The organism is Arthrobacter sp. SPT-J7 (assembly GCF_059089965.1).
Window position 1 is genome coordinate 1 of record NZ_JBNHFF010000159.1, and the last position, 7,838, is coordinate 7,838.

The following is a 7,838-nucleotide window of genomic DNA, read 5'->3' on the forward strand; positions in this document are numbered from 1 at the left end:
GGTAGCCCCAGCCGCCGTAGTCGGCGGCGCGGACATCGGCGGCGTTTGCCGCCGAAATGGCGCCTGCGGGGACGTCCATAACAGGCACAACGCCGGCCAGCAGGACTTTTAGCCCGCGCCGGTCCGCCTTGATCCGGGCACAAAGGAAGGCCGCGCCGACGCCGGCCAGGACCACCAGCAACACTCCAAGCCAGGGCACGGCGATGGCAATCAGCGCGGCAGGAAACAGCGAGGCTATGCCGATCATGACAAAGACAGAGCTGCGGGCATGAACCCAAAGCCGGATGGTATCCCGTGAGAGGTCAGGGTCCAGCTCCCTGGCGATGGCAAGCTGGAGGGCCCTGTCGTCGTCGGTGGACCATTGCTGGTCCGCCTTGTAGACGAAGGCGATGATGACGCCGAGGGACACAGCGGCCCCGCTTCCGAGCGCAAGGACAGTGAGGTCCACCCGGGACTCACGGGCGTCTGCCAGGCCGGTCTGGCCAACGAGGCCCGCAGCCAGGGCGGTGGCAACGAAGAGGCACAGGAACAGTCCGGCGCCCATCATGATCCGGCGCATGGGCACCGGCCTGCTGACCGGTAGCGCCTGGGAGAGAACCAGCCAACCCGCGGACACAATCATCAGGGCGCCCCAGGTGACATAGGCGGCAAAGGACGCGAAGGCTGCGCCGCCGTCGTCTGTCCATCTAATGGCGAGCGGCTCAGGAAGGTCAGGCCGAAGCAGAAGAGCACAGACCACGAAAGCGGCACCAACCACCACCGGGAACCCCGCCACGAAACGCAGGGCCTTGGTGTCCACCGACTCCATGAACTTCCCCATGTTGTAACGCTACTCCCGCCGCCGGCCAATGACTTCCCACCAGTCTCCATACCCACTGTGAACTGCGCTACTTGTTCGGGGGTGAAGGAATGCAAGAATGAACAGTGCCGCCGCTGGGCATCGCCAGCCGGCCGATGCACTTATTCTGGAGGCCCACTTTGCCAGGTATGAATCTGACACGCGCTGAAGCCAGCGGGCGTGCCGCACTGATCTCCGTCGAGTCCTACGATGTCAGCCTGGACCTGACCCGTGGCGGGAAGGTCTTTGGAAGCACCACCACGGTGAAGTTCAGCGCGAAGCCAGGATCCTCCACATTCATTGACGCCGTCACCGCCGCCGTTCACAGCGTGACGCTCAACGGCCGCAGCCTTGATCCTGACGCTGTCTCGGACGGAGTCAGGATCCAACTGCCTGAACTCGCAGCGACTAACGAGCTCACCGTCGTAGCGGATGCTCCATACATGAATACCGGCGAAGGGCTGCACCGGTTCGTGGACCCGGTGGACAACGAGGTCTACCTCTACACGCAGTTCGAGGTTCCCGATTCGCGCAGGATGTTTGCGGTGTTCGAGCAGCCGGACCTGAAGGCAACCTTCACCTTCACAGTCACGGCACCCTCGCACTGGGATGTCATCTCCAATTCCCCCACCCCGGTGCCTGTGGAAACCACCCCAGGGGACGACGGCGGTGCCCGCTCCGTGTGGTCCTTCTCCCCCACTGCACCGCTGTCCTCGTATGTCACCGCCCTGATTGCCGGACCGTACCAGTCCGTGCGCAGCGAGGTGGCGAGCTCTGACGGCAGGGTCATACCGCTGGGAGTCTTCGCCCGGAAGTCGCTGATGCAGTACCTCGACGCGGAGAACATTTTTGAGCTGACCCGGCAGGGCTTCAGGTTCTTTGAGGCACAGTTCGGCTGCCCCTACCCCTTTGAGAAGTACGACCAGCTCTTCGTTCCGGAGTTCAACGCCGGCGCCATGGAGAATGCAGGGGCCGTGACCATTCTCGAGGGCTACGTTTTCCGCAGCAAGGTAACCGGCGCCCAAATCGAACGCCGCGCCATCACCGTCCTCCATGAGCTCGCGCACATGTGGTTCGGCGACCTGGTGACCATGCGCTGGTGGAACGATTTGTGGCTCAACGAGTCCTTCGCCGAGTACATGTCCCATCTTGCGGCTGTGGAAGCCACCTCCTTCACGAGCGCGTGGACCACCTTCGCCTCCGTGGAAAAGTCATGGGCGTACCGCCAGGACCAGCTTCCCACCACCCATCCGATCTTCGCCGAGATCAACGACCTCCAGGACGTTGAGGTGAACTTCGATGGCATCACGTACGCGAAAGGCGCCTCTGTCCTGCGCCAGCTGGTGGCGTGGGTGGGACCGGAGCAGTTTATGGCCGGGGTCCGGGAGTATTTCGCCAAGTACTCCTGGCAGAACACAGAGCTGAGCGACCTCCTGGTGGAGCTGGAGAAAGCCAGCGGCCGCGACCTGGATGAATGGGGCCGGCAATGGTTGGAGACCGCAGGCGTGAACACCCTCACGCCTGAGCTGGCAGTGGACGGCGACGGCCGACTGACCTCGTTTGCGATTCTGCAGTCCGCCGTCGAGGAGTGGCCCACCATCCGTCCGCACCGGCTGGCCGTGGGCTTCTACAACCTGGACGGCGCCGGAAAGCTTGAGCGGGTGCACCGCGAAGAACTGGACGTTGACGGCGAGCGCACCGAGGTCCCGGAACTGGCCGGCATGGCGCAGCCGGACCTGATCCTGGTGAACGACGACGACCTCGCCTACGCCAAGGTCCGGCTCGATGAGAAGTCGCTTGCCACCGCCACCGCCCACCTGAAGGACTTCAGCGAGAGCCTGCCGCGGACCCTGGTGTGGAACTCCGCCTGGGATGCTGCCCGGGACGGCGAAACGCCGGCGCGGCGCTACGTCGAACTGATCCTTGCCAATGTGGCCGCGGAGTCCGATTCGTCGGTGATCCTGGTCCAGCTCCGCCAACTGGCCACCACTCTGAACTTCTACGTCGCCGAGGAGCACCGCGAGGCCACCGCCGTGGCTGCAGCGGACCGGCTGTGGGAGCTGGCGTCTGAGGTGTCCGGCGGCTCAGACGCGCAGTTGCAGTTCGTTAAATCCTTTGCCCTGCTGGCGCGCAGTGGAAGCCAGCTGGACACAGTGGCCGGCCTTCTCGACGGCTCGCTGGTTTTGGACGGGCTGACTGTTGACCAGGACCTGCGCTGGGAGCTGGTGACTTCACTGGTGGTGGGCGGCCGGCTGGCGCAGGATGGCATCGATGCCGAACAGGAGCGGGACAACACCTCCAGTGGCCAGAACGCGGCTGCCCAGGCAGCGGCGGCGATCCCCACTCCCGAAGCAAAGGCCGCAGCCTGGGACTCTATCGTGGTCAAAGGCGAACTCTCCAACGCCCTTCAAGGGTCAGTGGTGACCGGCTTCACGCGGGTCCTGGACCGGTCCCTGCTGGAGCCGTACTCGGAGAAGTATTTCCAGGCGGTGCCGGGGATCGTGGAAACACGGACCCACGCGCTGGCCCAGCAGATCGTCGTCGGGCTCTACCCGGCGTTGCTGACCACCCAGGCGACCATTGACCGTACCGACGGCTTCCTGGCCGCTCTCCCGCCACAGAGCGCCGCCCTTCGGCGGATGATGCTGGAAAACCGCGACGGCGTTGCACGGGCTTTGCGCGCACGCGCCGCTGACGTCCTTCCGGGTGAGGCAGGGCCGGCGTTGTGACCCTGGGCGAGCACCGCTATGCACTGACCGTCCAGTGGACAGGAAACCTGGGCGGGGGAACGTCGTCGTACCGGGGCTATTCCCGGGACCACGACATCCTGATTCCGGGGCTGCCGGCCCTCAAGGGCTCAGCAGACCCCACGTTCCACGGGGACAGGGAGCGTTACAACCCGGAGCAGCTGCTCCTGGCTGCCCTTGCCCAGTGCCACATGCTGTCCTACCTGCATGTGGCGGTGAAGCACGGCGTCGTGGTGACGGACTACCGGGACGACGCAACCGGGCTGATGACGCTGAACCGGGACGGGAGCGGCCAGTTCGAAAGTGTGACGCTGCGTCCGCAGGTGACGGTGGCGGACGGGCGTCACCTGGCGCTTGCCGGGCAGCTGCACCAGGAGGCCAACCAGCTGTGCTTCATCGCCCGCAGCGTGAACTTTCCGGTGGAGCACGCCCCCGTCACGGTGGCGGCTCAGCCCTGACCAGGGCTGTGGTCGGTTGCCGTTGGTGGGCTGATCACACCCGGTTCCGCAGGATGCCGACCAGCCGCGCTTCCGTTTCCGGCGTCAGCCCCGCTTTCCGGGGCCGGTCCAGGCCGCGGACGCGTGCGTCAGCCAGCGTGTCTGCCAGCGTCTCCTGCCACGGACGGATCCGCAGGCCGGCGGCCAGCGCGGCCTTGTTGCTCCTGGCCATGAACCCCTCATGCCCGGGCGGGAGCCGAGCCGTCGGCTGGTCCCCCGATCAGGCCGGCACGGCACAGGTGGGCCTTCCCGGCGGCCGCTGTGAGGGTTGCGCGCTCGATTGCCGCTTTGGATTCACCGTAATTTTCCGGCGTCGAAGGAGTACCCAGGGCCAGGGCCGGGAGGAGGGCGGCGTCCTCGGTGGCGCCCGGAACTGAAGCATCGGCGTAGACGGAGCAACTGGAGACGGATGTCCAGTGGGCTGTCCGGCCTGCGAGGGCGTCCAGCGCCGCTGCCGCGAGCACCGGATCGCGGGTGACGTCGATGACCTCGTCCCACTCCCCGTCAACGTCGTCGTAGGCTTGGGCGCCCAGGAAGCGGTCGGCTTGCAGCCAAGCCGCTCCCCCTGGCGGATCAGCGGCCGAGCTGCGGGCAAGGCAGCTTACCTCATGCCCCATGGCGACGGCCTGGCGGACGATTTCTGCGGACAGGAAGGCGGTTCCGCCGAGGACAAGAATGCGCATGCGGCTACGCTACGGCGCTAGGGTTGAAGGAAAACAGAGCCTTCCGCGCCGGGCGTAACCGGCGCCCGGCCCCCGCATCCCGGCGCCGCCGGGGAACTCCAGGAGTATTTCCCCCCTATGGTCAGTATGTTGTCCATCATTCCTTCCGCCACCACCGAACCGAACGGGATCAGTATCACGGGCATCGTGATCAGCCTCGGCGTGGGGGTTGCCGTTTGGCTGGTTGCCAATTTTGTGATCTCCCGCATCACCAGCCGGGTGGCGGCGGGCAGCAATTTTTTCAAGAGGCCGACCTTCAAGTGGGCGGCGCCGGCACTGCGGGCACTGGACCATGAACGGCGGGTGCAGCGCGCCGAAACCATCGGGTCGCTGCTGAACAGCATCGTCGGTGTGCTGGTTGCGGTGATTACCGGCATGTACGTCCTGCAGAACCTGGACATCAATATCACGCCACTCCTTACCAGCGTGGGCATCCTGGGTGTGGCCATCGGTTTTGGTGCCCAGCAGCTGATCCGCGACTTTTTGGCCGGGATTTTTATTACCATTGAAGACCAGTACGGAATCGGTGATGTGATCGAAACCAGCGAGGTTGTTGGTGTTGTGGAGTCCATGGGCCTGCGCATCACGCGCGTACGGTCCGACGACGGCGCTATCTGGTACCTCCGCAACGGCGAAATCCTCCGCGTCGGCAACCGTTCGCAGGGCAACTACGTGCCGCTGCACGAGTCGCCGGACGGGACCACCGACCAGGGAACCGATCACGCCGAACCCAAAAAGACGGACCAGAAGGCCGGAGACTAGCAATGACCATCCCCATCGAACCGCAGCGGCCCCGCCAGCTGATGCAGAACGATCCGTTCAGCCAGCCCGGATACACCGACAACTTCTATGACGCTGTGGGCGGCCACGAAACCTTCGTCAAGCTGATCGACGTGTTCTACGACGGCGTGGCGACGGATCCGCTGTTGCGGCCGATGTACCCCGAAGAGGACCTGGCGCCGGCCAAGCGCCGGTTCCTGATGTTCCTGGAGCAGTACTGGGGCGGGCCCACCAGGTACGGGGAAGAGCGCGGCCATCCACGGCTGCGCATGCGGCACATGCCCTTCACGGTGACGCCCGAGGCCAAGGACCGCTGGCTCTTCCATATGCGGACAGCTGTAGACGCACTGCAACTCCCGCCCCTGTACGAGGGAACCCTGTGGGACTACATGGAGCGCGCAGCCTTGTCGATGGTGAACAGCCCGGCCGGGCAGTGACTGGATTGCCTGCGGCAGCAGCAATGGCTGCGGCAGGCAATCAGGCCGCTTGACCTGTCGTTACAGCAGTGCGCTTCCCGTGCGGGCGAGGACGTGTCCGCGCGGCCCGGTGAGGCGGAACCAGCGGCCGGCGCGGTAAAGCTTCTGGTCGCCGTCGGCGAGGAAGCCCAGGACGAGAGCTGCGAACGCGGCCCCTGCTGGAAGTCCGGAGTCATCAAGTTCCCTGCCCCAGACGGCGGCCCGGGCGTTGTTGACAATCAGTGCGCCGGGCTTGTCCGGCACGATTCCGGCCACTTCAGTGATGCCCGCCTCCGCGGCGCGGCGCAGCTCAGTATCGCTGCGTGAACCCAGCAGCTCCCATCCGCTTCTGGGGGCTCCGACGCCGGTCCATGACTCGGTGACGGTGGACGGCGGAACCGGCAGTTCGACGTCGTCCTCAGCCGCCCGCGCGAGCCGGTCCAGCACAGCCGCGAGAGGGACGGTGACGTCCGTCTCGGACGGCTCGGCCAGTGCCATGGTGCGCAGTCCAAGGATGGTGGGAGTGGATTCACCCAGCGCCCGTGGCCGCAGCACGCATACGTACGCGGCGAGAACGGAACCTGCCGCCTGAAGGCGGATGGCGCCGTCGTCAACGGTTTTGGCGCGGGTGGCGAAGGTCTTCAGGTCTGCGAGATCCCGGGGATCGGCGAAACGGAAGGACGAAGTGAGTAGATCAGACACACCAAGAACACTACCGGCTGCACCTTTGTTGAGCAGTGCCGGGGCGCCGTCTAGAGTCGAACCATGACTGAAGCCGACGCCGAACTCCTGGCGCTCCCCAGCGGAGACCCTACCTCATCACTCATCTCCCTTCTTGACCTTGGTGAGCTGGAAGGCGCCCGGACGGACGAGGACATCTTCCTGGGCCCGTCCCAGCAGCAGCCCCATCACCGGGTCTTTGGCGGCCAAGTACTGGCGCAGTCACTCATTGCCTCCATCAGGACCGTGAACCCGAACCGTTTTGTCCATTCCATGCACGGTTATTTCCTTCGCCCCGGCGATGCGAACGAGCCCATCACCTTCGGCGTACAGCGCCTCCGCGATGGCCGGTCTTTTTCCGCCCGCCGCGTCCACGCGTACCAGGAAGGCGTGCCGATCCTGTCGATGATCGCTTCCTTCCAGGGCGAGGACGAAGGAATCGAGCACGGGTCGGTGATGCCCAGCGGGATTCCCGACCCCGAGTCGCTGCCCAGCACGGCGGACCTGCTGGGAAAGTTCGACCATCCGGTGGCCCGGCACTGGGCGTATGAGCGGCCCTTCGACATCCGGCACGTTGATCCCCCGCTGTACGTGTCAGCCAAGGGTGAGCGCGAAGCACGCAATGCCGTGTGGATGAAGACGTTCGGTCCCATGCCCGACAATCCAAACCTGCACCGCGCTGCCCTGGCCTACGCCAGCGATTACACCCTGCTTGAATCGATCCTTCGCCGCCATGGGCTGAGCTGGATCACTCCGGGGATGAACGTTGCCAGCCTGGACCACGCAATGTGGTGGCACCGCCCGGCCCGGGTGGATGAGTGGCTGCTGTACGTGCAGGAATCACCGAGTGCCCAGGGCGCACGCGGACTGGCGACAGGCAAGATCTTCAACCAGGCGGGCCAGCATGTTGCCTCGGTGGCGCAGGAAGGGATGGTCCGCGTGCCCACCGACCTCAAGAACAAGGTAGTGGGCGCTTTCCAGTCCAAGGTGATGGATCACCAGATCCGCAGGGCTACCCGGGACTAGCCCCGCTGGCTTTATCCCCGGCAACACAAACGGGCCGGCACCCGAGGGTGCCG

General features: G+C 65.3%; 7 protein-coding genes and 1 pseudogene. 5 read left to right on the forward strand and 3 right to left on the reverse strand.

Translation table 11 applies throughout. The annotated features are described in order from the left end of the window. Positions 1-820, reverse strand: an 820-nt coding sequence (locus AC5RWX_RS27760; RefSeq protein WP_494099477.1) for a hypothetical protein, incomplete at its 3' end; no start/stop codon positions are given. A 167-nt stretch (positions 821-987) separates the two neighbouring features. On the opposite strand from AC5RWX_RS27760, the gene pepN reads away from it, so the two are divergent. Both pepN and AC5RWX_RS27770 read left to right on the forward strand, forming a co-directional pair. Continuing rightward, positions 988-3,567 carry an aminopeptidase N gene (gene pepN / locus AC5RWX_RS27765; protein WP_494099478.1) on the forward strand — a complete coding sequence of 860 codons (2,580 nt, stop codon included), beginning with the start codon at positions 988-990 and terminating at the stop codon, positions 3,565-3,567. Next, complete coding sequence (locus AC5RWX_RS27770) at positions 3,564-4,043, forward strand: OsmC family protein (protein WP_494099479.1); 480 nt, start codon at positions 3,564-3,566, stop codon at positions 4,041-4,043. The genes pepN and AC5RWX_RS27770 overlap by 4 nt, the downstream gene beginning before the upstream one ends. A 34-nt stretch (positions 4,044-4,077) precedes the next feature. Here the strand turns inward: AC5RWX_RS27770 and AC5RWX_RS27775 are convergent. Further along, positions 4,078-4,765 (reverse strand): annotated as a pseudogene (locus AC5RWX_RS27775) (Rossmann-fold NAD(P)-binding domain-containing protein). A gap of 117 nt (positions 4,766-4,882) precedes the next feature. On the opposite strand from AC5RWX_RS27775, the gene AC5RWX_RS27780 reads away from it, so the two are divergent. Together AC5RWX_RS27780 and AC5RWX_RS27785 are read left to right on the forward strand one after the other, a co-directional pair. Continuing rightward, positions 4,883-5,566, forward strand: a complete 684-nt coding sequence (locus AC5RWX_RS27780) for a mechanosensitive ion channel family protein (RefSeq protein ID WP_494099480.1) — start codon at positions 4,883-4,885, stop codon at positions 5,564-5,566. Between the two features lie 2 nt (positions 5,567-5,568). Further along, positions 5,569-6,021, forward strand: coding sequence for a globin (locus tag AC5RWX_RS27785; protein ID WP_494099481.1), 453 nt, complete (start codon positions 5,569-5,571; stop codon positions 6,019-6,021). A gap of 60 nt (positions 6,022-6,081) precedes the next feature. Here the strand turns inward: AC5RWX_RS27785 and AC5RWX_RS27790 are convergent, their stop codons facing one another. After that, positions 6,082-6,741 (reverse strand): DUF8185 domain-containing protein, encoded by a 660-nt coding sequence (locus tag AC5RWX_RS27790; RefSeq protein WP_494099482.1) that lies wholly within the window; start codon positions 6,739-6,741, stop codon positions 6,082-6,084. A 63-nt stretch (positions 6,742-6,804) separates the two neighbouring features. Between AC5RWX_RS27790 and AC5RWX_RS27795 the strand changes: the two genes are divergently transcribed. Then, complete coding sequence (locus AC5RWX_RS27795; protein ID WP_494099483.1) at positions 6,805-7,785, forward strand: acyl-CoA thioesterase; 981 nt, start codon at positions 6,805-6,807, stop codon at positions 7,783-7,785. Positions 7,786-7,838 lie beyond the last annotated feature (53 nt).